Annotated in this window: 23 protein-coding genes; 13 read left to right on the top strand and 10 right to left on the bottom strand. The window is 47.6% G+C overall.

Annotated elements, in window-relative coordinates:
* Positions 1-53 precede the first annotated feature (53 nt).
* The 5 genes from ACP7FG_RS00450 (at position 54) to ACP7FG_RS00430 (ending at position 6,031) form a co-directional block, all read left to right on the top strand.
* Complete coding sequence (locus ACP7FG_RS00450) at positions 54-1,577, top strand: diguanylate cyclase (RefSeq protein ID WP_439225197.1); 1,524 nt, start codon at positions 54-56, stop codon at positions 1,575-1,577.
* A gap of 73 nt (positions 1,578-1,650) precedes the next feature.
* Positions 1,651-3,006, top strand: coding sequence for a nucleotide 5'-monophosphate nucleosidase PpnN (gene ppnN / locus ACP7FG_RS00445; RefSeq protein WP_271331281.1), 1,356 nt, complete (start codon positions 1,651-1,653; stop codon positions 3,004-3,006).
* Positions 3,007-3,013: 7 nt separating this feature from the next.
* Positions 3,014-3,400 (top strand): DUF3192 domain-containing protein, encoded by a 387-nt coding sequence (locus ACP7FG_RS00440; RefSeq protein ID WP_222235471.1) that lies wholly within the window; start codon positions 3,014-3,016, stop codon positions 3,398-3,400.
* Entirely contained in the window at positions 3,397-4,920 is a 1,524-nt protein-coding gene (locus tag ACP7FG_RS00435; protein ID WP_439225196.1) for a hypothetical protein, read from the top strand. The genes ACP7FG_RS00440 and ACP7FG_RS00435 overlap by 4 nt, the downstream gene beginning before the upstream one ends.
* Positions 4,921-5,026: 106 nt before the next feature.
* Positions 5,027-6,031, top strand: a complete 1,005-nt coding sequence (locus ACP7FG_RS00430) for an isocitrate dehydrogenase (protein WP_199494893.1) — start codon at positions 5,027-5,029, stop codon at positions 6,029-6,031.
* 44 nt (positions 6,032-6,075) lie between these two features.
* Here ACP7FG_RS00430 and rlmM read toward each other — a convergent pair whose 3' ends face one another.
* From rlmM to ACP7FG_RS00385, 9 genes are all read right to left on the bottom strand, one after another.
* Positions 6,076-7,185, bottom strand: coding sequence for a 23S rRNA (cytidine(2498)-2'-O)-methyltransferase RlmM (gene rlmM / locus ACP7FG_RS00425; RefSeq protein ID WP_054488194.1), 1,110 nt, complete (start codon positions 7,183-7,185; stop codon positions 6,076-6,078).
* A complete protein-coding gene (locus ACP7FG_RS00420; RefSeq protein WP_054488196.1) occupies positions 7,185-7,565 on the bottom strand; it encodes a DUF423 domain-containing protein in 381 nt (126 codons plus the stop codon). Before ACP7FG_RS00420 ends, rlmM begins: the two co-directional genes overlap by 1 nt.
* Positions 7,562-8,185 (bottom strand): alpha/beta family hydrolase, encoded by a 624-nt coding sequence (locus tag ACP7FG_RS00415; RefSeq protein WP_439225195.1) that lies wholly within the window; start codon positions 8,183-8,185, stop codon positions 7,562-7,564. The genes ACP7FG_RS00420 and ACP7FG_RS00415 overlap by 4 nt, the downstream gene beginning before the upstream one ends.
* Positions 8,185-9,084 carry a transcriptional regulator GcvA gene (locus tag ACP7FG_RS00410; protein ID WP_054488199.1) on the bottom strand — a complete coding sequence of 300 codons (900 nt, stop codon included), beginning with the start codon at positions 9,082-9,084 and terminating at the stop codon, positions 8,185-8,187. Before ACP7FG_RS00410 ends, ACP7FG_RS00415 begins: the two co-directional genes overlap by 1 nt.
* Positions 9,085-9,181: 97 nt before the next feature.
* Positions 9,182-9,946 carry an SDR family oxidoreductase gene (locus tag ACP7FG_RS00405; RefSeq protein ID WP_054488200.1) on the bottom strand — a complete coding sequence of 255 codons (765 nt, stop codon included), beginning with the start codon at positions 9,944-9,946 and terminating at the stop codon, positions 9,182-9,184.
* A 20-nt stretch (positions 9,947-9,966) separates the two neighbouring features.
* Positions 9,967-10,863, bottom strand: a complete 897-nt coding sequence (gene mmsB / locus ACP7FG_RS00400) for a 3-hydroxyisobutyrate dehydrogenase (protein WP_054488201.1) — start codon at positions 10,861-10,863, stop codon at positions 9,967-9,969.
* 27 nt (positions 10,864-10,890) lie between these two features.
* On the bottom strand, positions 10,891-12,012 hold the full coding sequence (locus ACP7FG_RS00395; protein ID WP_222235475.1) for an enoyl-CoA hydratase/isomerase family protein: 1,122 nt from the start codon (positions 12,010-12,012) through the stop codon (positions 10,891-10,893).
* A 9-nt stretch (positions 12,013-12,021) separates the two neighbouring features.
* Positions 12,022-13,179 carry an acyl-CoA dehydrogenase family protein gene (locus ACP7FG_RS00390; protein ID WP_439225194.1) on the bottom strand — a complete coding sequence of 386 codons (1,158 nt, stop codon included), beginning with the start codon at positions 13,177-13,179 and terminating at the stop codon, positions 12,022-12,024.
* A 12-nt stretch (positions 13,180-13,191) separates the two neighbouring features.
* Positions 13,192-14,691, bottom strand: a complete 1,500-nt coding sequence (locus tag ACP7FG_RS00385) for a CoA-acylating methylmalonate-semialdehyde dehydrogenase (protein ID WP_054488204.1) — start codon at positions 14,689-14,691, stop codon at positions 13,192-13,194.
* 68 nt (positions 14,692-14,759) lie between these two features.
* On the opposite strand from ACP7FG_RS00385, the gene ACP7FG_RS00380 reads away from it, so the two are divergent.
* On the top strand, positions 14,760-15,638 hold the full coding sequence (locus tag ACP7FG_RS00380; protein WP_199494899.1) for an EamA family transporter: 879 nt from the start codon (positions 14,760-14,762) through the stop codon (positions 15,636-15,638).
* Between the two features lie 20 nt (positions 15,639-15,658).
* Here the strand turns inward: ACP7FG_RS00380 and ACP7FG_RS00375 are convergent, their stop codons facing one another.
* Positions 15,659-16,840 carry an acetyl-CoA C-acyltransferase gene (locus tag ACP7FG_RS00375; RefSeq protein WP_439225193.1) on the bottom strand — a complete coding sequence of 394 codons (1,182 nt, stop codon included), beginning with the start codon at positions 16,838-16,840 and terminating at the stop codon, positions 15,659-15,661.
* A 78-nt stretch (positions 16,841-16,918) separates the two neighbouring features.
* On the opposite strand from ACP7FG_RS00375, the gene ACP7FG_RS00370 reads away from it, so the two are divergent.
* The 7 genes from ACP7FG_RS00370 to ACP7FG_RS00340 are packed head-to-tail and all read left to right on the top strand — an operon-like array spanning position 16,919 to position 25,768.
* Positions 16,919-17,338, top strand: coding sequence for a MerR family transcriptional regulator (locus tag ACP7FG_RS00370; RefSeq protein WP_054488207.1), 420 nt, complete (start codon positions 16,919-16,921; stop codon positions 17,336-17,338).
* Positions 17,335-18,504, top strand: coding sequence for an isovaleryl-CoA dehydrogenase (locus tag ACP7FG_RS00365; protein WP_199494901.1), 1,170 nt, complete (start codon positions 17,335-17,337; stop codon positions 18,502-18,504). Before ACP7FG_RS00370 ends, ACP7FG_RS00365 begins: the two co-directional genes overlap by 4 nt.
* Positions 18,505-18,519: 15 nt before the next feature.
* On the top strand, positions 18,520-20,127 hold the full coding sequence (locus ACP7FG_RS00360) for a carboxyl transferase domain-containing protein (RefSeq protein ID WP_439225192.1): 1,608 nt from the start codon (positions 18,520-18,522) through the stop codon (positions 20,125-20,127).
* A gap of 16 nt (positions 20,128-20,143) precedes the next feature.
* Complete coding sequence (locus ACP7FG_RS00355) at positions 20,144-20,929, top strand: enoyl-CoA hydratase/isomerase family protein (protein WP_439225191.1); 786 nt, start codon at positions 20,144-20,146, stop codon at positions 20,927-20,929.
* Between the two features lie 14 nt (positions 20,930-20,943).
* Positions 20,944-22,914, top strand: a complete 1,971-nt coding sequence (locus tag ACP7FG_RS00350) for an acetyl/propionyl/methylcrotonyl-CoA carboxylase subunit alpha (protein ID WP_278354604.1) — start codon at positions 20,944-20,946, stop codon at positions 22,912-22,914.
* A 2-nt stretch (positions 22,915-22,916) separates the two neighbouring features.
* Entirely contained in the window at positions 22,917-23,822 is a 906-nt protein-coding gene (locus ACP7FG_RS00345; protein WP_439225190.1) for a hydroxymethylglutaryl-CoA lyase, read from the top strand.
* A gap of 2 nt (positions 23,823-23,824) precedes the next feature.
* Complete coding sequence (locus tag ACP7FG_RS00340; RefSeq protein ID WP_439225189.1) at positions 23,825-25,768, top strand: acetoacetate--CoA ligase; 1,944 nt, start codon at positions 23,825-23,827, stop codon at positions 25,766-25,768.
* The last annotated feature ends 2 nt before the right edge of the window (positions 25,769-25,770 follow it).

The raw sequence follows: 25,770 nt of genomic DNA, 5'->3' as shown, positions 1-25,770 counted from the left end.
TAGTAATAATTTTCGTATCATAGCTATTGCATTCAGTATTGGGTAGGTGAGCATTGGCAGTACCTGAAACACCACATGAAAAGATTCAGCATCTTAGCAAAAAGTTGCAACAGAGCATCCAGTCTCGTAAGCAATTAGAAGATGACTATTTACGTGACTCACAAAGATACTCAAATTTTGTGAATGATCTTTGCTTAGCGTTAAGTGGTGTTGATACGGAGCTGGACACTCTGCTGCATAAGCTGCGCGGACACCTGCAGCAGAATGCTTCTGCGGCCGTTCTCGAGCCAATTATGCAGAAGCTTAGCGACGCAATATCGCAGCATACCATTCGTTTGCAGACACAGCTAAAGCTAACCAACGAAAGCATCTGCCAGGCGCTGACTTCAATTAAACCGCACGATAATAACAGCCGCTCTAAACTGCAGCGTGTCGCCAGCGAATTTGAGCAACCGACAATGACGGTTTCTCACTATCTTCCGTTGATGAACCAGTTACTGGCACTTTCTTATCAACAGCCTGCTGTTAAGACAGAGACACAGGTTAGTCAGTACCAGAGCCAATTGCTCGACTTACTAAGCGAAGTTGAATTTTCAGGAAACGCTGCCGATACTCTGCGACAAATGAAAGTTGCCCTGCAAAAACCGCAGACAAGTGAAACTCTGCTCGCCATCACTTTAAAAATCATGCGGTTAGTTTTCAGTAACATTAATGATGAACGAAAATCGGCACAGCATTTCTTAAAGCAACTGAATGTTTCGCTGGAATCGGTTCAAAGTGTGCTGGGTAAAACTATTAATCATTCTTCAGACTACGCTGACCAACGCGTTCATCTGAATCAAAAACTGAAAAATGGCGTCTCAGAAATTAGTGCTTGTGTCACCGATGCCTGTGAGCTTTATGATTTAAAAGAGTCCGTTGGCAAGCAATTACAGACGTTAAGTGAAACGCTGAATCAACACTTGAAGTTGCATGATGAAGAGCGTGAAAACTTTAACAGCAACACGCTGGAAATAAAGCAGCAGCTAAGGGATACCGAAGCTCAGGTCGAGTACTACAAAAAAGAATTAGCAAAACAGCAGTTTCGTAGCTTACAGGATAATCTGACCAAGTTACCAAACCGGTCGGCTTTTGAGGAACGCCTGAACCTTGAGTTTGAGCGTTGGGTAAAAGGTGAGACACAGCTTACTATCGCGGTAATAGACGTCGACCACTTTAAAAATATTAACGATAACTTCGGTCATATTGCCGGCGATAAAACTCTGCAAGTTATTGCTGGAACCCTCAGCAAAGCACTCAAAGAGTCTGGTTTTGTCTGTCGCTACGGTGGCGAAGAGTTTGCTATTATATTCTGTTCGGATGATCGGGAAGCTTATCAGCACATCGAAAATGCACGGGGAAAAGTTGCAACTATTCCGTTTAAATTTAAAAGTGAAGACATTCGTATTACTATTTCAGCAGGAATAGCGAAGTGTCAATACAACGAAGATACGCCATTAGCGGTTTTCGAAAGAGCAGATAAAGCTCTATATGATGCAAAAAATAGCGGGCGCAATAAGGTCATGAAAGCGAAATAGAAACAAGACGCACGACCAACGCCGGCACAAGGATGACGCCGAGTCATCGTTTTTACAGGAGTATGAAAACATAATGAGAGCAAGCATTTCTCCAAGAGGCAGTATGTCTCTTTTGTCACAGCTCGAAATAGAGCGTTTAAAGCAGTCCTCAAACAGCCAACTTTATAAATTATTCCGTAACTGCTGTCTTGCGGTTTTAAATGCCGGTAGTAACACCGACAGCAGTGCTGAAATCTACGATAAATACAAAGACTTTGCAGTTAACATTATTCGCAAAGAGCGCGGCATTAAAATTGAACTTATAGAACCACCCGCCGAAGCCTTTGTTGACGGCGAACTGATTGTCGGAATACGTGAACTGCTCGAGTCTGTATTACGTGACATTCTTTTTACCGGCGAACGCTATTCTGAAGAAGAGTTAAAAGACGCTGACAGTGCAACTCTGACCCACGTTGTGTTCGATATCCTGCGAAACGCACGTACCATTCAGGCCATGCAAGAACCTAACATGGTCGTGTGTTGGGGCGGCCACTCTATTAGCGAAAACGAGTATAAATACACCAAAGAAGTGGGTTATCAACTCGGTTTACGAGGCCTCAACATCTGTACAGGGTGTGGCCCCGGAGCAATGAAGGGTCCAATGAAGGGCGCTACTATCGGACACGCTAAACAGCGTATTAGCAGTGGCCGTTACTTAGGCCTTACAGAACCCGGGATTATTGCAGCAGAACCACCTAATCCTATTGTCAATGAGCTGGTTATTCTGCCTGATATTGAAAAACGTTTGGAAGCTTTCGTGCGCTGCGCGCACGGAATTGTGATTTTCCCGGGTGGCGCGGGTACAGCAGAAGAACTGTTGTATTTACTTGGCATTTTGATGCACCCGAAAAACCAACAACAAAGTTTGCCCGTAATTTTGACAGGTCCCGAAAGCTCTAAAGACTACTTTGATGCTTTAGATACTTTTATCGTCGATACGTTAGGCGAAGACGCCCGCGGTTTTTACCGTATTATTATCGCAGACCCTGCCGGTGTCGCTCAGCACATGCACGCCGGCATGGCGGCGGTAAAACAGTATCGCCGTGACTCAGGCGATGCTTACTACTTTAACTGGACCCTCTTTATCGATGAAAACTTTCAGCGTCCTTTTTATCCGACTCATGAAAATGTTTCATCGCTTAACCTGCATCCAGAGCAGCCCAAAGAAGAACTTGCCGCTGATTTACGTCGCGCTTTCTCTGCCATTGTTGCCGGTAATGTGAAAGACGATGGTATTCGCCAAATTAGAGAAAAAGGCGTATTTACTATTCATGGTGAAAAACAGTTAATGAAGCGACTTGACGTATTGTTAAGAGCATTCGTCGAACAGGGTCGTATGAAACTGCCGGGTTCGGTGTATCATCCTTGTTATAAGGTTGTTACTGACTGAAGGATTTATGAAAAATAAAGTCTTTGTCATACTTGCTATTGGTGCCGTAAGTTATCTGGCTATTGTCGGGGCAGTACTGATGCTTTATCAGGCTGACCCCGCCGATTTGCAGTGGCAGGAACGGGAAACCTACAACGCCAGACAAATTGGTCAGTTGGATCTCGGTATGTCCAAAGACAGCGTTATCCGAATTTTGGGCTCCCCGGATATCAACGAAGCAAAAGCCTCACCCAAAGGTGACATGCAAGTATTGTTTTATCGTACACATCACGTGACTTCTGACGGTATCACTACGAAAGATGAGTGTACCCCTCTGGTTTTCAGAGACAATGAGCTCATCGCCTGGGGTAACGATTCATACCGCGACTATCAGGATAATCAGAGGCGCGAATGAATAAACTGACGGAGTGTTGTGAAAAAGCCGGTAATTTACTGAAACAACACGATATTCGTCAGCTTTATCGTTTAGTTCAGTTTATTGATGAGGAATACCAGCAAAACCGCTGGCCGGAGCTTCTTCCAATTTATGCCGAGCAACAGTACCCGGAAGACAACCACGCGATAAGTGAGATACTTGCCGTTTGCGTTAACGCCTTAAAGTGCGGTTATCAGTGGTCTTTACACACCCATTATCGCCGAATTCTGGCTGCGGCCTGTATCAGTGCAAAACTTAATCCCGACCCTGGCTATTGGAAACAGCGTCAGCTGCGACAGTCACTGTGGCTTTCTGCTTTAGAGACATTGACGTTAAGCTCACCCGATATCGTTGTATTTAGATACTGGGTTGAAGCACTGACTCAAGTGCAGCTAAAACGAATCGAACCCAGCCTGGCGTTTTTTCCGTTATTAAATGGAGACTTTCGCTATCGTTTCTGGGCGCTTCTAACCCAGCAAGACACCTTCTCAGTGCGGCTGACAGGCCAGAAGTTTTCGAATGAACAAAACAAACAAACTGCCGTATTGCTGGGCTTTGAAGGCAAGCATGCCGTCGTAGCCTTAATTCATAAGTTGGACAGTCCATTTTACCTGAGCCCGGAAGAGTCAGGAAATTGGCAAATAAACAATCGAGCTCTGACGAATGAACAACTCAACGCTCTGAGTAGCCATCGCTTAATGAAACAAGAGCAACAGAGCTCAGTACAGCAAACACCGCGTTCACTGTTAAAAGCGATTAATCGATACGCAAATGCAAATGGCGCCTTGAATGCCGTCATTCAACAGGTAAACCAGCTTCCTTTTTTAGCCAATAGTCTGCACGCTGCAGTCCAACAAAGTGAGCGTATTGGTTACAGCGAAGCGAGCCGTATGGATTTAAAACAGGCATACTTGTGGCTGGGTTCTAAGCGAGCTTCCGTAATTCTGGCCACTGCATTCCTGCAGCACCAGTTTTCTTTAAACACTATTCCTTTGCATAAAAATTTGATGCAAAAGCTCGGCTTATTAACCACTTTATTGCAGCGTTTATCAGATACCACAAGCATTAATTTACCCACACCGGCGCCGCTACTGGCTTTACTTTCAGGTTCCGACTTATTTCGACACCCAGAGCTGATAAAGTCCGCTAAATGGCCTCGGCCTAAATACGTTGAGCATTGCTACAGCACCAGTTGGGTAGGCTCAGCGCTGGATATTAGTGATTTTCGCCGGAGTAAGCAGTTGGTCAAACGCTGGCAGCTGCCTCCAGCTACTGAGCGCCTATTAGATCCAGATAAAGAAGAAAATGATGAGTTAAGTGCCCTTTTCTTTTTGTCACACTATTTGACCTTAAGCACTTATTACCCCGATGTATCATTAAGCAGCTCAGTCAAATCCCTGCTAAAATCCAGTTGTCAGCAATTAAAAATCGATGCTGATCAATTGACAAAAATTAAAACAAAAGCAGCCTTCGACAGTCATTGTTACTCACCGTTATAGTGCTTATTCGCGTGGTGAATAGTACAGAGCTAGTCAGTATTATCAACGCGGTGGTAGAATGACCGTTCCTGTTTTTTGTTGTAACACGGTTTAAAGGAAGCAATTCATGAGTAGAACCATCACAGTTATTCCAGGTGACGGCATAGGCCCGGATATCGTTAAGTCAGCAACCGCAATTTTAGATAAAGCGGGTTGTGACTTTCAGTATGAATACGTAGAAGCCGGCCTGACTGCTTTGGAAAAAACCGGAGAGCTATTACCGCAAAATACTCTTGATGCGATTGAACGTAACGGTGTTACTTTAAAGGGGCCATTAACAACCCCAGTTGGCGAAGGCTTTACTTCAATTAATGTCAGCCTGCGCAAACATTTTTCTCTCTACGCAAATGTGCGCCCTGTATTGTCCTTTAAAGGGACTCAGGCCCGCTATGAAGATATTGATATCATCACCATCCGCGAAAATACCGAAGGTATGTACTCGGGTTTAGGACAAAAAGTCTCTGAAGATGGTAATGAAGCTGAAGCTATGAGCAAAATCACGCGCGAAGGTGCAGAGCGTATCGTGCGGTTTGCTTATGAAACAGCGCGCCGCGAAGGTCGTAAAAAAGTTACGGCAGTTCACAAAGCCAATATCCTGAAGTCAACGTCAGGCTTATTCCTTAAAGTTGCTCGTGAAATTGCAGAAGAATACCCGGATATCGAGTCGACAGAAATGATTGTCGATGCGGCTTGTATGCGTCTGGTAATGAACCCGGAAGAGTTTGATGTGATTGTTACCACAAACCTGTTCGGCGATATTCTATCTGACCTTTGTGCTGGTTTGGTCGGTGGGCTAGGTATGGCACCAGGCGCTAACATTGGTAAAAACTGCGCCATTTTCGAAGCCGTACATGGTTCAGCTCCGGATATCGCCGGTAAAAACCTGGCAAACCCAAGCTCAGTAATTCTGGCTTCGATTCAAATGCTTGAGTATTTGGGAATGCAAGAACAAGCAACCAATATCACCAAAGCACTGGCCGACGTCATTGCCAGCGGCGACCGTACAACTCGCGACTTAGGCGGTTCACACGGCACCACAGACTTTACTCAGGCGGTTATTGACCGGCTTTAAGATTTTCGGCATGGCCATGGCTCTCATGGCTATGCCGAAACGAGCTAGCTCCGTGGCAGCCAACGTAAGTGTACAGTGACTTCTTCACGGTCGTGATAAAGGTGTTTAGCCTGAATTTCAAAAGGCTTGGTGCCTTCAGTCTGAAGCTTATCGGTAATCTGACTCAAATACTCTTTCACCGCCGCATAGCGCTGTCGCATTGGCAACTTCAAGTTAAAAATGGCTTCTTCACAGTCACCTTCCAATAACCAACTGGTCATCAACTCACCGACACGCGCCGGTTTTTCGACCATGTCACAAACCAACCAGTTAATATTCTTACGTTTAGGACGAAACTTAAAACCATCTTCTTTAATGTGCTTAACCTGACCCGTCTCCATTAAAGACTCTGCCATAGGCCCGTTATCGACCGCCTGCACCATCATGCCACGACGTACTAACTGATAAGTCCATCCGCCTGGAGCAGCACCTAAATCCACGGCTTTCATGCCCGAGTGAACACGTTTTTCCTGCTCATTTTCAGGTACAAACACCTGGAAAGCTTCGTCCAGTTTCAGAGTTGACCGGCTAGGTGCTTCTTTGGGCATACGTAAACGAACAATGCCGCCTTCGTGCACTGTCTGGTTATAGCTATAAGAATACCCCACCAGCGCATGTGCCGAGTTAACAAATAACACGTGTAACATAGGTCGCTTAGCCAAAGGCTTATTACTTAAAAGCTCTTCTTTACGCAAGGCCTGGCGCAGTGGAACACTGAACTTCCGGCAAAACTTTGATAGCTGATTAGCTTCGTTGGTATCCGGCGTTTCTACTCGCAGTTCACCCGCTAAACCAAAAGTTTCTCTGTGAGGTTTCAGCACATCAATAACTTCGGACGCACGATCTTCAATACCGGCCAATTTTACCGGACCAAGTAAGGCAAACATTTCTCGTGCAAAAACAAGGTCTTTAAGCGACAGCTTACGGGCAATGTGTTCCGCTTCTTCATGCTGGCAGTTATAAGTGACATAGGCCTGATCAGGTTGAGTCTGACAGTAGCCGTAAACACCCAGCTCTGCCGTTTTATCCTGAATTTCAGCCGCACAATCGCCTTCAAACCCAGCGCGACACAGTAATACAATACCACTGCCTTTGCCGCTAACGATGTCTTTCATTAACTACCTGCTCCTAACTTCACTGCGCCAACTAACAAACTGAGCCAACCGGCAATAAATAACAATCCGCCGAGCGGCGTTATTGGCCCGAACCATTTAATGCCCGTCAACGCTAACGCATACAAACTGCCCGAAAACAAAATTACACCCGCCAACCATAAGTAACCGCTGGCAACAAACCAAACCGAATGTGACTGCTTTAACCAAAGTGCTAAGGCAAATAATGCCAGGGCGTGATAAAACTGATAAGTAACACCAGTTTCAAATGCGCTTAACAAGTTTTCGCTTAACTTCGATTTAAGCCCATGGGCAGCAAAAGCCCCCAGCATAACGCCTGTACCACCTAAAATGGCCGCCACAATCAAAAATAACTGACTCATTGAATGAACTCCTTAATAGCATCTGCCGCCTCTTGCCATAGCTTAGGCGTATTCGCCGCTTTGGCTTTTGTGGCGGCAAAACCGTGATCGGCACCCTCTAGCCATTGTAACTGCCAGTTGTGCGGTAGCTCCACGCATTGCCCATGCTCCGCTCTTTTCAAAAGAGGCTTACTAAACGGGTCCCGAGTGCCCTGTAAAATCAGGCCCGGAGCCTGTGTCATTTCCAGCTCTTCCAAACGTGACTTTTCCGGCTTATGCGGCGGATGAAACGGAAAACCCAAAGCAATTACTGCTTTCGCGCTGTACTTGTCAGCTAAGCGCAACATCACCCTGCTTCCTAATGACTTACCCATCAAAACTAACGGCTTACTATCTTTCTGTAATTCACTCAGCAGCTCGTCAATTGCATCGACCAATACCGGCATTTTATTAGGAGGTCGTTGCTTAGCGGTTTCCCGGACCATTTCCCAATAAGGAAAATCTGGCCGCACAACTTCCGCGCCAAGCACCGCACCCTGCTCCGCAAAAAAATCCATAAACTCTGTATCCGGTCCACCGCCTGAACCGTGCAAAAAAACAATACGAAAGGTTCCGTTCAAATTCTGCTGTTGATAGCGCATTATTGATTAAACTCTTGCTCTTCTTTTTGAACCAAACCGAGTAGCCATTGACGGAAAGTCGCGATTTTACCTATCTCCGCCTGATTGTCACGACAAACAAGATAAAAGGCTTTATTCCGCTGCAAAGCCTGAGGAAAAATACGAACCAGATGTCCGCTGTCAATTTCGGATTTAACCAGCACATTATTCGCTAATGCAATGCCTTGTCCGTGAACCGCCGCCTGCAAAGCCAGGCTGGAATGGCTGAATACCGGTCCGTTATCGCCTTTATACTGGGGCAATCCTACCAACTGAAACCAATCCTTCCAGGCATTTCGGGTTTCATCATGCAGCAGCGTTTGTTTGAATAAATCTATCGGCTCTTGAATATTGGCTTTGTCTAACAACAAAGGAGAACAGACTGGCCATAAATATTCTTCATGCAGCTGGTAAGCTTTTACGCCGGGCCAGCGGCCATCACCATAGTAAATAGCAACATCAACATCGTCCGTCAAAGACCCACTAATTTCATCCACGGCTTTAATGCGTATGTCCATATCAGGGTGTTCTTCGCGAAAACTACTGAGCCGTGGGACAAACCATAAAATAGCAAAGCTGGGTGGAACCGACACGGTCAAAGCCCCACGCTCAGACACTAGCCGAAGTTTATCGGTAGCCTGCGCCAGTTGCTCAAAAATATCCCGTAATTCTAAGTAGTATTCCTGCCCTTCTTCGGTCAGCAACAGCGAGCGGTTACGTCGAATAAAAAGCTTAAGCTCAAGAAAGTCTTCTAACGCTTTTACCTGGTGACTGACGGCCGCCTGGGTCACAAATAACTCTTCGGCTGCTTTGGTAAAACTGAGGTGACGCGCTGCCACTTCAAATGATTTAAGTGCGTTTAAGGGAGGTAATTTCCGCATGCCATTAACTAAAAAGCGTCTCTGTTTAGTAGATAACCACCACTATAACAGAGACGCCCTTTGTTCGGCTATTTATCATTACTTTAACTAATGTGACTTACAGACGAACGCCGCCGTCAATCTCGACCACACGGCCGCTGAAGAAGTCATTTTCAATAATGTAGCGAGCGCTGTGAGCAATTTCATTTGGCTGCCCCCAACGTTTCAACGGAACCATAGATAACGCGCGATCAACCGCTTCAGGTTTCATCTGCGCCGTCATTGGGGTTTCGATAAAGCCAGGCGCAATGGCACCACAACGAATGCCGTAGCGACCCAATTCACGAGCCCAGGTGACTGTCATGGCAACCACACCGGCTTTGGTTGCGGAATAGTTAGTCTGTCCCATGTTGCCGGCACGCGCGACACTGGAAATATTGATGATAACGCCTTTCTTACCAGCTTTTACCATCTGCGCTGCGGCTTCACGGCCGCATAGGAAGGTACCGGTGAGGTTCACATCCAGAACCGACTGAAATTGCTGCAGTGGCATCTTCTGTTTCAGTTCGCCGTCTTTGAATTTAATCAGCAGGCCGTCACGCAGCAGGCCTGCGTTGTTTACCAGCACATCAATACCATCAAACTCTTGCTGAATTTGTTCAAACACGGTTTCTACCGACTCTTCGTCAGTAATATCAACTTCATAGCCAACTACTTTGGCAGCACCCAGCTTTTCGCAGTGCTCCTGAGCTTCACCTAATACGTCGCCGTTAATATCGATAAGTGCAAGTTTAGCGCCTTGTTTGGCGAAATCTTCAGCCATTGCAAGGCCCAGCCCCTGGGCACCACCGGTAATAACAATAACACTGTCTTTAATTTGCATGTGCTTCCTCGTTTCTTAGGTTACTTCTGTGACTTAGGTGCCACATAATTAAAAATACTGGAAAAATCCTGACGACCGTGGCCTTGCTCAGACCAGCTATGGTAAAGATTACGAGTCAGTGACCCCATAGGCGTTGCTGCACCACTTTCTAACGCGGTTTGTTGCGCCAGGCCTAAATCCTTAGCCATTAAGTCAACCAAAAAGCCGCCCTGATAGTCGTTACTTGAAGGCACGTTGTCCATTACGCCAGGACACGGATTATAAACCTGTAAAGTCCAGTTGCTACCCGAGCTTGCCAGCATAATTTCCGATAAAACTTTCGGGTCCAGCCCGTTCGCCTTACCTAATTGCAGAGCTTCTGAAGTACCCACCATTAACACCGACAACAGCATGTTGTTGCAAATTTTTGCAATCTGTCCGGCACCGACATCACCAGCGCGGAAAACATTTTTCCCCATGTCATTAAGCACGGTGCGAGCGCGGTCCACATTGGTTTCTGTGCCGCCGCAAATAAAGGTTAAGGTGCCGGCTTTCGCGCCACCCACACCACCAGAAACCGGCGCATCAATAAAGGCAATACCGGCTTTCTCGAGCTGTTCACCCACATACATAGCGGTATCTGATGAAATGGTACTGCAATCAATAACGAGCTGATCTTTGGTCAGTTTATTAATTAAACCGTCGTCTCCAAGGTAAACAGCTTTTACGTGGCGGTCTGCCGGCAGCATAGACACCACAAACTCAACGCCGTCGATGGCTTCAGCCGCTGTTTTCGCTGCCTGTGCACCGTCCGCAACTATAGCTTTCAGCGCGTCTTCCGATAAATCAAAAGCCTTAACGGTGTGGCCTGCTTTTGCCAGGTTGCTGGCCATAGGGCCACCCATGTTTCCCAGTCCAATAAATCCTACGGTTGCCATACAGGCACTCCTTCTTGTTAATTCGTTTTATTTATCAAGATCGGCTAATGGATGCGTTCGCTCGCCCCAGGGCGGTAAAAAGAATGCATCAACCTCTTCTGCTGGTACTTCGCCTACCGAGCTATGCTGCCATTGTGGGTTCTTATCTTTATCAATCAGCAATGCCCGAATACCTTCTGCAAAGTCACCACGAACCGCACAGTTACAAGACAAGGTCAGCTCTAACCGGAAACAATCCGCCAACGACAGATCAGAGCCCTGCTGCAGTTGGTTCCAGACCAGGTGCGAAGTAAACGGGCAACCATTTGCCAGATTCTTACGCGCCCGCGCCAGCCATTTATCATCGGTTTCATCATTCACAATACGTGTAACAATATCGCCAATGTCATTGCCGGCTGTTAATTCTGTAATAAGCGACTGGTGTGGCTCAACCTGAGGGTTAGGTAAGGCCGTTGTGTCGTTGCTGGCAACTGAACTTAATAAGTCGGTCACTTTCTGCTTATTCAGTGCGGAGGTATTACCCCATTCCATTTCTTTAAGCTGAGTCAGAATCGTTTCTTTACTTTCGTGACCCACGAAATGGTCTGCCAGGTTCAGATATAACGCATCATTTGCGTTCATCGTTGCACCCGTAATACCTAAGAATAAACCACAGCCTTGTGGCATGCGATTAAGGAAGTAGGTAGCACCAACGTCCGGATACAAGCCAATCGTCACTTCCGGCATGGCCAGTAACGAGCGCTCAGTCACAATACGGTGGCTGGCCCCGTTCATTAAGCCCATACCACCGCCCATGACAATACCGTCACCCCAGCAAATGAAGGGCTTAGGGAATGTCTGGATAAAGTAATCAAGCTGATATTCCTGGGTAAAGAAGTTTTCAACCTCTTCCACTAATTTACCTGGCTCGGCCTGCATAGCTTTATACATAGCGACAATGTCACCACCGGCACAGAAGGCTTTTTCACCAGCGCCCTGCAACCAGACACAAGCCACTTTGTCGTCATCTGCCCATTTCTTGAGCTGTGGTAGCAGCTTTTCAGCCATTGCCAGACTCAGAGCGTTCAGTGATTTTTCGGAATTTAATGTAGCAACGCCGATGACTTTGTCACCGGCGTTTAGTTCTTCAAAAAGTACAACGTCTTGCATGGAGTCTCCTTACAAGATTTCGCGGTCGTTATCCGCCAACATACGGCGACCAATAATCATACGCATGACTTCGTTCGTGCCTTCCAGAATCTGGTGAACACGAACATCACGCACATGGCGCTCTAATGGATACTCTTTTATGTAGCCATAACCACCGTGCAGTTGCAGTGCGTCGTTACACACCTTAAAACCAACATCGGTCGCAAACTGCTTCGCCATAGCGCAATAGGTGGTTTTGTCAGCGTCGTTGTTATCAACTTTACTGGCTGCCAAACGCACCATTTGGCGGGCTGCCACCAGTTCAGTGGCCATATCGGCTAACTTAAACTGTAGCGCCTGAAATGCCGCAAGAGGCTTGCCAAATTGCGTACGTTCCTGCATGTAGGCTTTAGCGGTATTCAGCGCCGCTTGTGCGGTACCGACAGAGCAAACGGCGATATTGATGCGTCCACCGTCTAAGCCCATCATGGCAAACTTAAAGCCTTCGCCTTCTTTACCCAGCAAGTTTTCTGCCGGAATACGAACGTCTTCAAACGTTACTAAGCGAGTTGGCTGGGCGTTCCAGCCCATTTTCTCTTCGGCTTTACCGTAAATAACACCTTTGGCATCGGCCGGTACAGCAAAGGCAGAAATGCCTTTAGGACCATCTTCGCCAGTGCGTGCCATAACCACCAGAACGTCAGTTTCACCGGCACCGGAGATAAACATTTTAGAGCCGTTCAGAACATACTCGTCGTCATCTTTTTTCGCACTGGTACGTAAGCTGGCGGCGTCTGAACCTGAACCAGGTTCTGTCAGGCAGTAAGAGCCCAGCTTCTCACCGGTAACCAACTCTGGTACCCACTGGTCAATCACAGACTGTTGGCCGAACGAGCCAATCATCCAGGTGACCATGTTGTGAATGGTCATCATGGCTGTTGTTGCGGTACAACCACCTGCCAGTTGCTCAAAAATAAGCGCTGAATCTAAGCGGCTCATTCCAAAGCCGCCAGCCTCTTCCGGCGTGTACATGCCCATAAAGCCCATTTCACCGGCTTTACGGAACACTTCAATTGGGAAGTGGTGTTCTTCATCCCACTTAGCCGCATTAGGCGCCAGCTCTTTATCAGCAAACGCTTTAGCCGTATCAACAAAGGCTTGCTGGTCTTCTGTCAATTCGAAATTCATCGCCATCCCCTACTACCTTAGGTTAATTGACATGTTAGGGCCGGCTGGATCTTCCAGATCGCTCTCAAACCAACGCGCCGTTACTGTCTTCGTTTCACTGTAAAAACGAACGCCCTGCTTACCATAAGCATGAAGATCACCAAAGAATGAACGCTTCCAGCCGGTAAATGAGAAGAACGGCAGTGGTACCGGAATTGGGATGTTAATTCCTACCTGACCCACTTCAACTTCGTGCTGGTATTTACGCGCTGCTGCACCGCTTGCAGTAAAGATAGACGTACCATTACCGTATGGGTTGTTGTTAACCAGCTCTAAAGCGTCTTCTAAGCTGTCTACTTCCGTGGCGCACAATACCGGACCGAAAATTTCCGTTTTGTAGATTTCCATATCCGGCGTTACGTTAGAGAATACTGTTGGACCAACCCAATTACCGTTTGGCAGGCCATCAACTTTGCAATTACGACCATCAACCAACAATTTCGCGCCTTCTTTTTCACCCTGAGTAATCAAAGCTTCAACGCGCTCTTTTGCTTGTGGGCTAATAACCGGACCATAAGCGGCATTTTCATCATTCCATGCGCCCGGACGAACTTTCGCAATGGCTTCAGCAATTTCAGGAATCCACTCTTTTGCCGCACCAACAAATACTGCGACAGAAATCGCCATACAACGTTGACCCGCTGCACCAACAGAAGAACCAACCATGTTGTTGATCACTTGCTGTTTATTGGCATCTGGCATAATAACGCAATGGTTTTTCGCACCAGCAAAGGCCTGTACGCGCTTACCATTTTCTGTACCACGACGGTAGATGTACTCTGCAACCGGCACAGAACCAACGAATGACAAGGCACGAACGGCTGGATGATCCAGCAGAAAATCAACCTGATCTTTATTGCCATGCAAGACCTGCAACACACCTTTAGGCGCGCCAGCTTGTTCAAATAATTCCACCAAACGATTTGGCGTTAATGGATCTTGCTCAGAAGGTTTAAGAATAAAGGTGTTACCACAAGCAATTGCCAGCGGGAACATCCACAGTGGGATCATGGCCGGAAAGTTAAATGGCGTAATACCTGCGCAAACCCCAAGTGGCTGAGTGTAGCTGTAAGAATCAATTTTACGGGCAACGTTTTCAACAGTTTCACCCATTAATAACGAAGGAATATTGGCTGCGTGTTCAACCACTTCTATACCACGCCAGACGTCACCTTTTGCATCTTCAAAAGTTTTGCCGGTTTCCTGCGCCAGAGTTTCTGCTATTTCTTCCTGATGTTCTTTTAACAAGGCCTGATAACGCATCATGACACGAGCGCGTTCAGAAACAGGCACTTCTTTCCAGGTTTTAAAAGCTTCGCGTGCACTCTCAACCGCTGCTTCCATTTCACTCTGGGTAGCAACTGGCACTTGTGCGATAACTTCCTGTGTCGCAGGATTGGTGACAGGAATCCACTGTTCTGACTTCGAGGCGACAAATTCGCCATCTATATACAGAGGCACTTTCTTAGACATAATTCACCTTCTTATTGTGTTATTTTGTCATCTATTGATGAGCTAAATTTAGTTAAGTGAGCCTTAACGTGACCCTCTTAATTCTGATTACTTTACTTTGGGCCGCCAGTTTTTCGCTAATCGGCGTTTATCTTGCCGGCCAGGTTGACGGTTATATTGTTGTGTTTATCCGCATGATTTTAGCACTGATAACCGTGTTACCGTTATTTCGTTGGCGGCATTTGTCTCCCAAAAGTGGGCAGCTACCTCAACTGGCTAAACTGGCCGTTATTGGCGCTATACAAATTGGCGCCATGTATTTGTTTCTTTACCATGCGTTTTTGTATTTGAGCGTTGCCGAAGTGCTTTTGTTCACTATTTTTACACCGCTCTACATAACCCTCATTGACGAACTCATACTTAACCGCAAGCATTTACCTCTTTTATGGTGGATTGCTGCGGCAGTGTCCGTTTGCGGCGCTGCCATAATTCGGTATCAACCGCTGTCGGATGATTTCATCACTGGTTTCTTTTTAATTCAGGCAGCTAATGCTTGCTTTGCCTTAGGTCAAGTTGCTTATAAACGTTTACCGACCGGTAAGACGTTGGCACAAAGTCAGCAGTTTGCTGCGTTTTTCTTTGGTGCCAGTGTTATTGCCGGCCTGGGTGTTTTGCTTTTTGCTGACCTAAACATGATGCCTGCAACTAACCTCCAGTGGGGCATTTTACTGTGGCTTGGTATTGTCGCCTCAGGCCTTGGTTACCTTGGCTGGAACCTTGCCAGTAAATGGGTCAACACCGGACAGCTTGCCACTATGAACAATGCCTTAATTCCCGCCGGAATTCTGGTTAATGTCTTATTCTGGGAACAGTCCTTTGACTACACCCGTTTAAGCATTGGTGCTTTGATCATAGTGCTTGCCGTTTGGCTAGCCGGGCGGGTTCAAAAGCTGAAACCCGCAGGCTAGCCTATACCGGCAAAGCCCGACTACATCATTTCCACAGCCAGAGCGACAGCTTCGCCGCCACCGATACACAACGAAGTAATGCCTCGTTTCTGGCCTTTTTGTTTTAAGGCGTGCAACAGCGTTACCAGCAAACGTGCACCGCTTGCGCCAATAGGATGCCCTAACGCGCAAGCTCCGCCATGCACATTCACTTTGCTCGCATCCAGTTTCATTTCCTGAATTGCCAGCATGGTTACCATGGCAAAGGCTTCGTTAATTTCCCATAAATCGACGTCGTCTTTTGTCCAGTCCAGCTTGCTCAACAATGAATTCATTGCGCCAATAGGTGCAATAGTGAATTCAGACGGTGCCTGCGAGTGCGTTGTGTGACCCATCACCCGGGCCAACGGCTGCATACCTTTGGCTTTTGCTTCGCTTTCACGCATTAAGATAAGCGCCGCAGCACCGTCAGAAATAGAGCTTGAGTTAGCCGCGGTGATAGTACCGTCTTTTTTGAACGCCGCACGTAACTGAGGAATTTTATCCAGTCGTGCTTTACCCGGCTGTTCATCGGTATCTACGGTAACTTCACCTTTACGAGTTGAGTAAGTCACCGCTGTAATTTCATCTTTAAACAAGCCGTCTTTAATGGCTGTCTGCGCTTTGGTTAAAGAATGAATCGCAAATTCATCCATTGCTTCACGATCAATACCGTACTCATCAGCAGTACTTTGCGCGTAGCTTCCCATGGCTTTATTCTCGTAAGCATCTTCAAGGCCGTCGAACATCATGTGATCCAGCACTTGTCCATGCCCCATGCGATAGCCGCTGCGACCTTTAGGTAGCATATACGGCGCGTTGGACATGCTTTCCATACCGCCCGCCAGTACAACGTCAGCAGAACCGGCTTTGATTAAGTCATGAGCCATCATCGCGGCTTTTAGGCCCGAGCCACAAACCTTGTTTATCGTTGTAGCGCCGGTCGAACGAGGTAAGTCAGCATAAAGCATCGCCTGACGAGCCGGAGCCTGACCTAAGCCTGCCGGCAAAACATTACCCATGATAACTTCCGAAATATCATCGGCTTTCAAACCGCTGTTACTCAGTGCTGCCTTAATGGCTACTGCACCCAAATTAGGAGCAGAAACTTCACTCAGACAACCCTGAAAACCGCCCATTGGCGTACGGTTGGCCGCCACAATCACGATGGAATCGCTTGACATCTTTCCTCCAAATGCACTTTACGTTAACGTAAACTTCCTCTAAGCTTAGATCCCAGAGCAACCAAAAAGCAAGTACCGATGGACAATAAAGTAACTTACAGTATTGGTGAACTGGCAAAACAATTTGACATTACCACTCGCAGCATTCGTTTTTACGAAGACGAAGGTCTGCTCTCTCCCAGACGCCAGGGCCAACAGCGCATTTACACCAATAAAGACCGGGTTCGTTTAAAGCTGATTCTACGCGGTAAACGGCTGGGCTTTTCTCTGGCTGAAACCGGCCGTTTATTTGAGTTGTACGATGCAGATAACAGCAGCGCGGCGCAGTTACAAAAAGTACTTGAGCTCATCGGTGAGAAAAAGCTCTCGCTCAAACAACAGATGGAAGATATTAATGTGTTACTGACCGAGTTAAGCGGTCTTGAGCAACGTTGTCAGGACGAGCTTAAGACCATTAGCTCATCAGTTTCAGAAGTTCATTCTCAGGAGTCGTTATGATCAGTCAATACACCACCTTTAACTTTGGGCTCGGCGAAACAGCCGACATGATCCGTGAGCAAGTTAATGCCTTTGCGCGTGACGAAATTGCCCCTCGCGCCGCTGAAATCGATGAGAAAAATGAGTTTCCCAGCGACTTATGGCGCAAGCTTGGCGATATGGGTCTGCTCGGTTTAACCGTTGCCGAAGAGTATGGTGGTTCTGGCATGGGCTACCTTGAGCACGTTATCGCTATGGAAGAAATTAGCCGTGCATCAGCCTCTGTTGGCCTGAGCTATGGGGCACACTCCAATTTGTGTGTGAACCAGATTCATCGCAACGGTAATGAAGAACAGAAGCAAAAATACTTACCTAAGTTATGTACTGGTGAACACGTTGGTGCCTTAGCAATGAGTGAACCTAACGCCGGCTCTGACGTTGTCAGTATGAAACTACGCGCCGATAAAAAAGGCGATAAATACATTCTGAACGGCAACAAAATGTGGATCACAAACGGTCCTGAAGCGAACGTCTTTGTTATTTACGCAAAAACCGAACCCGAAAAGAACTCTCGTGGTATCACCGCTTTTATTGTTGAAAAAGACACGCCAGGGTTCAGCCAGGCACAAAAGCTCGACAAACTTGGTATGCGTGGTTCAAACACCTGTGAACTGGTGTTTGAAGATGTCGAAGTGCCTGCAGAGAACATTCTGGGCGAACTTAACGAAGGCGTTAAAGTGTTGATGAGCGGCCTTGATTACGAGCGCGCTGTTCTTGCTGCTGGCCCTTTAGGCATTATGCAGGCCTGCCTTGATACTTGCGTACCTTATATTCACGATCGCAAACAGTTCGGTAAAGAGATCGGCGAATTCCAGCTGATTCAGGGCAAAGTTGCTGATATGTACACTCGCACTAATGCCGCGCGTGCTTACGTTTACGCAGTGGCTCAATCTTGTGACCGTGGTGAAACTACCCGTAAAGACGCCGCAGGCGCAATTCTTTACGCAGCCGAATTAGCGACTCAGCTTGCGCTGGACGCTATACAGTTATTAGGTGGTAACGGCTACATTAACGAGTATCCGACAGGCCGCCTGCTGCGCGACGCGAAGCTTTATGAAATCGGTGCCGGTACGTCGGAAATTCGTCGTATGCTTATTGGTCGCGAACTGTTCACTGAATCAAAATAATAAGGAGGCAACGCCGTGGCGATTTTATCCAGTAAAATCAACACCCGCGATGCACAATTTGCGGCTAACAGTGAGTCTATGCAGGACGTCGTTAACGACTTGCAAGAAAAAGCGACAAAGATTCATCAGGGCGGTGGTCCTAAGTATCAGGAGCGCCACTTATCCCGTGGTAAATTACTGCCTCGTGACCGTATTAATAAGTTGCTGGACGCTGGCTCGCCATTTTTAGAAATTGGCCAGTTTGCCGCCTGGGAATGCTATGAAGATTACGTTCCTGCTGCCGGCGTTGTCGCTGGCATAGGTCAGGTTGAAGGCACTGAGTGCATGATCATCGCCAACGATGCCACTGTGAAAGGCGGCACCTACTACCCGCTGACCGTGAAGAAGCACTTGCGCGCTCAGGAAATTGCCGAGCGTTGTCACTTGCCCTGTATTTACCTGGTGGACTCTGGCGGTGCCAACCTGCCCCGTCAGGACGAAGTATTCCCTGACAAAGAGCACTTTGGCCGCATTTTCTTTAATCAGGCGAATATGTCAGCCAAAGGCATTCCTCAAATTGCGGTGGTTATGGGCCTTTGTACTGCTGGCGGTGCGTACGTACCCGCGATGGCGGATGAAAGCGTTATTGTTAAAGAGCAAGGCACCATATTCCTGGCAGGTCCACCTTTGGTTAAAGCGGCAACGGGTGAAGAAGTTTCAGCCGAAGAGCTTGGCGGCGCCGACGTGCACACACGTATTTCCGGTGTTGCCGACCATTTTGCTCACAACGATGAGCATGCTTTAGCTTTAGCACGCCGCTCGGTAGCACGCCTTAACCGAGGCGAGCCAACTAAGCTGGATCGTCAACCATCAAAACCACCGCGTTACGACGCAAAAGAGCTGTACGGCATTGTCGGTACCGACCTGCGCAAGCCTTATGACGTCCACGAAGTGATTGCACGCATTGTTGATGATTCTGACTTTGATGAATTTAAAGCCAACTACGGTAATACGCTGGTGACGGGTTTTGCCCGCATTGACGGCTACCCCGTTGGTATTGTCGCGAATAACGGCATCTTGTTCTCCGAGTCAGCACAAAAAGGTGCTCACTTCATTGAGCTTTGTGCGCAACGTAAAATTCCACTGGTGTTCTTACAAAACATTACCGGCTTTATGGTCGGTAAAAAGTACGAAGCCGAAGGCATTGCCAAACACGGCGCGAAAATGGTTATGGCCGTTTCCTGTGCGAAAGTTCCTAAGTTTACCGTCTTAATTGGTGGTAGCTATGGCGCCGGTAACTACGGCATGTGTGGCCGCGCTTATGACCCGACCATGATGTTCATGTGGCCAAATGCCCGTATCTCGGTAATGGGTGGTGAGCAAGCTGCAGGCGTTATGGCGCAGGTCACCAAAGATAATTTAGCCCGTAAAGGCGAAAACCTGAGTGAAGAAAAAGAACAAGCGCTGAAAAAGCCGATTGTTGAGCAGTACGAGAAACAAGGTCATCCGTATTATGCGTCTGCCCGCTTATGGGACGACGGCATTATTGACCCGGCACAAACACGCGAAGTTCTGGCACTAAGCCTTGCTGCTTCATTAAATGCACCGATTGAAGACAGCCGTTTCGGCGTCTTCCGCATGTAATCGGAGGTTGTTAATCATGGCAAAATACACAGAGCTTGATATCAACAGCCAAGGCGTTGCGACGCTGACGTTAAACCGCCCGGATGTTCACAACGCTTTTGACGATGTGATGATTGCGGAACTCCTGAAGGCATTAACAGAAGTTGAGGAAAGTGATAGCGCGCGCGTGCTGGTACTTCGCTCAGAAGGCAAAAACTTCTCAGCTGGGGCTGATCTCAACTGGATGCGCTCCATGGCTGATAAAAACTACCAACAAAACGTTGATGACGCCGGAGAGCTTGGGCTTTTAATGGAGCGTCTGGACTTGCTCAGCAAGCCCAGCATTGCTTTAGTCCAGGGTGCCGCTTTCGGCGGTGCCGTAGGCCTTGCTGCCTGCTGTGACATTGTACTGGCGCAACCGCGCAGTAGCTTTTGTTTGAGTGAAGTGAAAATTGGACTGATTCCTGCCGTTATCAGTCCTTATGTTGTCCGCACCATTGGCGAGCGCCAGTCGCGTCGCTATATGCTGACAGCAGAACGTTTCTTTGCCGATAAAGCGCAGGAACTGGGCTTAGTTAATGACGTTGTTGAAGACTTCGATGAGCCCCTGAACAAACTTTTGGAAGCGCTTTTAGCGAACAGTCCACAAGCGGTAGGTGCCTGTAAGAAACTGATTCGCAATGTCGGTTCACGACCAATCGATAAAGGCGTACGTGAACACACCATTAAAGCCATTGCCGAAATTCGCGTGTCGGACGAAGGTCAGGAAGGCCTCAGTGCGTTTCTTGAAAAACGCCCCGCCGCCTGGCTTAAACAGAGTTAACAACAGGTCTCATTATGATCAAAACATTATTGATTGCGAACCGTGGTGAAATTGCCTGTCGTATTATTGCCACAGCTAAAAAAATGGGAATTCGCACCGTAGCGGTATTCTCTGACGCCGACCGCAAATCGCGCCACGTTAAACTGGCCGATCAGGCTGTACATATTGGTCCGGCAGCAAGTACTGAAAGTTACCTCCGGGGCGACAAAATCATTGCTGCGGCTAAACAAACCGGTGCCGAAGCTATTCACCCCGGTTATGGTTTTCTTTCGGAAAATGAAGACTTCGCTGACCAATGTCAGGCTAATGACATTATCTTTGTTGGCCCGCCGGTATCGTCCATTGCTGCTATGGGCTCTAAGAGCGCGGCTAAATCTATTATGCAGGACGCCGGCGTTCCACTGGTTCCGGGTTATCATGGTAGCGAGCAAGACATCGAAACCTTAAAAGCAGAAGCTGAAAAAGTCGGCTTTCCGCTACTGCTGAAAGCGGCGTACGGCGGCGGTGGTAAAGGTATGCGTGTGGTCGAAAACATGGGCGAATTTGATGAAGCTCTGAATTCGGCGAAACGCGAAGCTAAGTCCTCTTTCGGTAACGATAAAATGCTGATGGAGCGTTTTATTCGTAACCCTCGCCACGTAGAAATTCAGGTGTTTACCGATGAACACGGTAACGCTGTTTATTTGGCAGAGCGCGATTGTTCGGTACAGCGTCGTCACCAGAAAGTGCTTGAAGAGGCTCCGGCTCCGGCATTAACCGAAAAAACGCGCACCGAAATGGGTGAAGCCGCCATTCGCGCCGCTCAGGCAATAGACTACGTTGGCGCCGGTACGGTTGAGTTTCTGTTTGACCAAAGTGGTGAATTCTACTTCATGGAAATGAACACCCGCTTACAGGTTGAGCATCCGGTGACGGAAATGATCACCGGGCAGGACTTGGTCGAATGGCAGCTCCTGGTTGCCTCAGGCCAACCACTACCTCTGGCTCAGAATGACATTCAGGTAAACGGTCACGCGTTTGAGGCACGTATTTACGCAGAAGATCCGGACAACGATTTTTTACCTTGCACCGGTACCATTAAACACTTGCGCACTCCGGCAGAAGAAAACGGCGTTCGCATTGATACAGGTATTGAAGAAGGCGATGAAATTTCCGCCTTCTACGACCCTATGATTGCGAAACTGATTGTCTGGGACACGGATCGTACTCGTGCTCTGCTGCGCTTACAAAAGGCCTTACGTGAGTACCGTTTAACCGGCCTGACGACGAACGTCGACTTTTTGCATCGTTTGGCTTCACACCCAGAATTTGTGAAAACCAACCTGACAACAGAGTTTATCCAGCAATATCAGGAAGACCTGCTGCCCGATAGCTCAGTGAATTATCAACAAATTGCGACCGAAGCCGCTTTATTTGATATTAGTCAGCGTCAGCAGCAACGTGGCAGTTCACCATGGCAAAGTGGTAATGCGTTTAGAATGAACTCAGCAGCTACACATACAGTTCCACTGCAATTTGGCGAAGAAACCTATGCGATATCGCTCATTGAAACTGCCTCAGGCGAATTCCTGCAGAAAGTTGATGAGGAAAGCATTCGCTGGCAGGCGTCTTTAACCGACGACAAGCTCACGCTGACTGCGGGCAGTATGCGTTATCATCGTTATGTCAGCGCCGATGATCAGCAAATTACCGTATTTACTGACAACGGCCCTGTCATTTTCCATCGGCACCGTGTGGCAGACACCCTTTCCGATGACGCCGCTCATGGTGGCCATGTTGCGCCAATGAACGGTACCATCATGGAAGTGCTGGTAGAAAAAGGCGATACTGTTGAAAAAGACCAACCGCTTGTCATCATGGAAGCCATGAAAATGGAATACACCATTCGCGCCGGGCATGAAGGTGAGGTGACCGACATTTTCTTCGCCGCTGGTGACTTAGTCAGTGACGGTGACGAGCTTATAGCAGTTAATGAAGCGGAGTAACAATGACCCTTGCAGACAAGATAAAGATCGTCGAAGTAGGTCCGCGTGACGGCTTACAAAATGAAACGGCCGTTTCTGTCGATGCAAAAGTTGCTTTGATTGAAGCGCTGGCTGATGCTGGCGTTTCCTACATTGAAAGTGCCAGCTTTGTGAGCCCTAAATGGGTGCCACAAATGGCCGACAGCAGTGCCGTTATGGAACAAATAACGCGCCGCCCGGGCATCACCTACGCGGGTTTAACACCCAACGTGAAAGGCTTTGAAGCAGCCGTTGCGGCTAATATGGACGAAGTTGCCGTATTCGGTGCGGCGTCGGAAGCCTTTACACAAAAAAACATAAACTGCAGTATTGATGAATCGCTGGAGCGGTTTAAGCCGGTAATTGCAGCCGCCAAAGAAAAAAACATCCCCGTTCGGGGATATGTTTCCTGTGTTTTAGGTTGTCCTTATCAGGGTGAGGTGCCGCTGGAAAATGTTGTCAAAGTTGCTGAGGCACTTTATGACATGGGCTGCTACGAGGTTTCACTTGGCGATACCATAGGTGTCGGAACCCCCTTAAAAGCACAGGAAATGCTCGCTGCGGTAGCCGAAAAAGTGCCCATGGAAAAGCTTGCATTGCACTTTCACAATACCTACGGACAGGCTTTAGCTAATATTATGGCTTGCCTTCCATTAGGCGTTGCCACTATTGATACGGCCGTTGCTGGTTTAGGCGGATGCCCTTACGCTAAAGGTGCCAGTGGTAACGTTGCCACCGAAGATGTGGTGTACATGCTAAACGGTATGGGAATTAAAACCGGTATTGATCTGGACAAGTTAATCGCAGCCGGGGCCGATATTTGTCAGCATTTAGCGCATGGCCCCCGTTCACAAGTCGCGATAGCAGAATTGGCAAAACAAGGGGATTAAACATGACTTCAGAAGCATTGTGGCAACCGTCAGCAGATACCATTGCCAATGCCCGCATGACGGATTTCCTGCAACAGGTGAATACAGAAAAAAATGTAGCACTGGCCAATTATCATGACCTTTACCAGTGGTCGGTCGACAACGACGAAAGCTTCTGGTCGATGGTATGGGACTACTTTGATGTTATTGGCGAAAAAGGTTCTACCGTCGTTACCGATAAAGAAAAAATGCCGGGTGCCAAATGGTTTCCTGAAGCCAAACTAAACTTTGCTGAAAACCTATTACGCCATAAAGATGATCACATTGCGCTTATTTTTCGTGGTGAAAACGGCGTAAGACAACAACTCACGTATGCTGAACTAAACCACGAAGTGGCCGCCTTTGCCGCGGGCTTGCGTCAACGCGGAGTCGAAGCTGGTGACCGTGTTGCTGCCATGATGCCCAATTGCATTGAAACCATTATTGGTATGCTGGCAACTACCAGTATCGGTGCTATCTGGTCATCCTGCTCTCCGGACTTTGGTGTTCAGGGCGTGCTTGACCGCTTTGGTCAAATTGAACCCAAAGTACTGATAACCGTTGACGGCTATTTTTATAATGGCAAAAACCTCAACATAAAAAGCAAAACCGCGGATATTATAAAAGAAATAAAAAGCATTGAAGCCACCGTTGTGGTCAATTTCAGTCAGCAAAAAGACCGCCTTAAAGGTGAAAATATTTTTGCCTGGAATGATTTTGGCGATGCCGAACAAACACAAATAGACTTTGTTCCTCGTAATTTTAATGATCCGCTCTATATTATGTTTTCATCTGGCACCACGGGCGTACCTAAATGTATTGTTCACGGTACCGGTGGCACGCTATTGCAGCATGTAAAAGAGCACGGCCTGCATACCGACTTAGACCGTGACGATAACCTATTCTATTTCACCACCTGTGGCTGGATGATGTGGAACTGGTTAGTCAGCGGTTTAGCTGTTGGCGCTACCCTCACCTTATTTGATGGCTCTCCTTTTGCACCGGAACCTGAATTTTTATGGGACGTTGCAGACGAAGAAGGCATTACCGTATTTGGTACCAGCGCAAAATACTTAGCGGCACTTGAAAAAGCCGACGTTAAACCAAGAGAAAGTCACAACCTGGAAAAACTGCGCAGTATCTTAACAACCGGTTCTGTACTACCGCCAGAAAGCTTTGATTACGTATATCGCGACATTAAAAAAGACCTTTGTCTTTCGTCTATATCGGGTGGTACTGACATTGTTTCTTGTTTTGCCCTTGGCTGCCCTATTCTGCCTGTCTACCGTGGTGAATTGCAGTGCCGCGGGCTTGGTTTAGCCGTGAATGTTTATGACGATAACGGCAAGCCGGTTCGTGGCGAAAAAGGCGAACTTGTCTGCGAAAATTCCTTCCCTTGCATGCCAGTGAGCTTTTGGGGAGATGATGACGGCGAGCGCTATTACAACGCCTACTTTGCCCGTTTTGAAAATACCTGGGCCCACGGTGATTTCGCCGAGCTAACTCAGAACGATGGCGTGATTATTTACGGCCGCTCTGATGCGGTTCTTAATCCTGGCGGCGTGCGTATTGGCACTGCTGAAATTTACCGTCAGGTAGAAAAAGTTGATGAAGTATTGGAAAGTATCGCTATTGGTCAGCAATATCACGATGACGAGCGTGTCGTTCTTTTCGTTAAGCTAAGAGAAGGTATAGAGCTTAACGACGAGCTGCGTCAAACCATTGCAAAAACCATTCGTGCAAACGCGACTCCACGTCACGTTCCTGCTGTAATTTTGCAGGTTGACGATATACCCCGTACTATAAGCGGTAAGATAGTTGAATTAGCGGTACGTAATGTGGTTCACGGTGAGCCTGTTAAAAACACAGATGCTCTGGCAAACCCAGAAGCACTGGATTACTTCCGTGATAGAGAGGAGTTGCGTTAATC

The sequence above is a fragment of the Idiomarina sp. ST10R2A5 genome (assembly GCF_051842325.1).
GTDB lineage: Bacteria > Pseudomonadota > Gammaproteobacteria > Enterobacterales > Alteromonadaceae > Idiomarina > Idiomarina abyssalis.
This window is presented reverse-complemented; position numbering and strand designations above follow the sequence as displayed.

Bases quoted from the DNA above. Each gene is read 5' to 3' on its own strand.
- ACP7FG_RS00420 (WP_054488196.1), bottom strand. From the start codon at position 7,565: ATGAGTCAGTTATTTTTGATTGTGGCGGCCATTTTAGGTGGTACAGGC.
- rlmM (WP_054488194.1), bottom strand. From the start codon at position 7,185: ATGAAAGACATCGTTAGCGGCAAAGGCAGTGGTATTGTATTACTGTGT.
- ppnN (WP_271331281.1), top strand. From the start codon at position 1,651: ATGAGAGCAAGCATTTCTCCAAGAGGCAGTATGTCTCTTTTGTCACAG.
- ACP7FG_RS00345 (WP_439225190.1), top strand. From the start codon at position 22,917: ATGACCCTTGCAGACAAGATAAAGATCGTCGAAGTAGGTCCGCGTGAC.
- ACP7FG_RS00405 (WP_054488200.1), bottom strand. From the start codon at position 9,946: ATGCAAATTAAAGACAGTGTTATTGTTATTACCGGTGGTGCCCAGGGG.
- ACP7FG_RS00435 (WP_439225196.1), top strand. From the start codon at position 3,397: ATGAATAAACTGACGGAGTGTTGTGAAAAAGCCGGTAATTTACTGAAA.
- ACP7FG_RS00365 (WP_199494901.1), top strand. From the start codon at position 17,335: ATGATCAGTCAATACACCACCTTTAACTTTGGGCTCGGCGAAACAGCC.
- ACP7FG_RS00390 (WP_439225194.1), bottom strand. From the start codon at position 13,179: ATGAATTTCGAATTGACAGAAGACCAGCAAGCCTTTGTTGATACGGCT.
- ACP7FG_RS00375 (WP_439225193.1), bottom strand. From the start codon at position 16,840: ATGTCAAGCGATTCCATCGTGATTGTGGCGGCCAACCGTACGCCAATG.
- ACP7FG_RS00370 (WP_054488207.1), top strand. From the start codon at position 16,919: ATGGACAATAAAGTAACTTACAGTATTGGTGAACTGGCAAAACAATTT.
- ACP7FG_RS00355 (WP_439225191.1), top strand. From the start codon at position 20,144: ATGGCAAAATACACAGAGCTTGATATCAACAGCCAAGGCGTTGCGACG.
- mmsB (WP_054488201.1), bottom strand. From the start codon at position 10,863: ATGGCAACCGTAGGATTTATTGGACTGGGAAACATGGGTGGCCCTATG.
- ACP7FG_RS00385 (WP_054488204.1), bottom strand. From the start codon at position 14,691: ATGTCTAAGAAAGTGCCTCTGTATATAGATGGCGAATTTGTCGCCTCG.
- ACP7FG_RS00440 (WP_222235471.1), top strand. From the start codon at position 3,014: ATGAAAAATAAAGTCTTTGTCATACTTGCTATTGGTGCCGTAAGTTAT.
- ACP7FG_RS00430 (WP_199494893.1), top strand. From the start codon at position 5,027: ATGAGTAGAACCATCACAGTTATTCCAGGTGACGGCATAGGCCCGGAT.
- ACP7FG_RS00340 (WP_439225189.1), top strand. From the start codon at position 23,825: ATGACTTCAGAAGCATTGTGGCAACCGTCAGCAGATACCATTGCCAAT.
- ACP7FG_RS00350 (WP_278354604.1), top strand. From the start codon at position 20,944: ATGATCAAAACATTATTGATTGCGAACCGTGGTGAAATTGCCTGTCGT.
- ACP7FG_RS00395 (WP_222235475.1), bottom strand. From the start codon at position 12,012: ATGCAAGACGTTGTACTTTTTGAAGAACTAAACGCCGGTGACAAAGTC.
- ACP7FG_RS00415 (WP_439225195.1), bottom strand. From the start codon at position 8,185: ATGCGCTATCAACAGCAGAATTTGAACGGAACCTTTCGTATTGTTTTT.
- ACP7FG_RS00410 (WP_054488199.1), bottom strand. From the start codon at position 9,084: ATGCGGAAATTACCTCCCTTAAACGCACTTAAATCATTTGAAGTGGCA.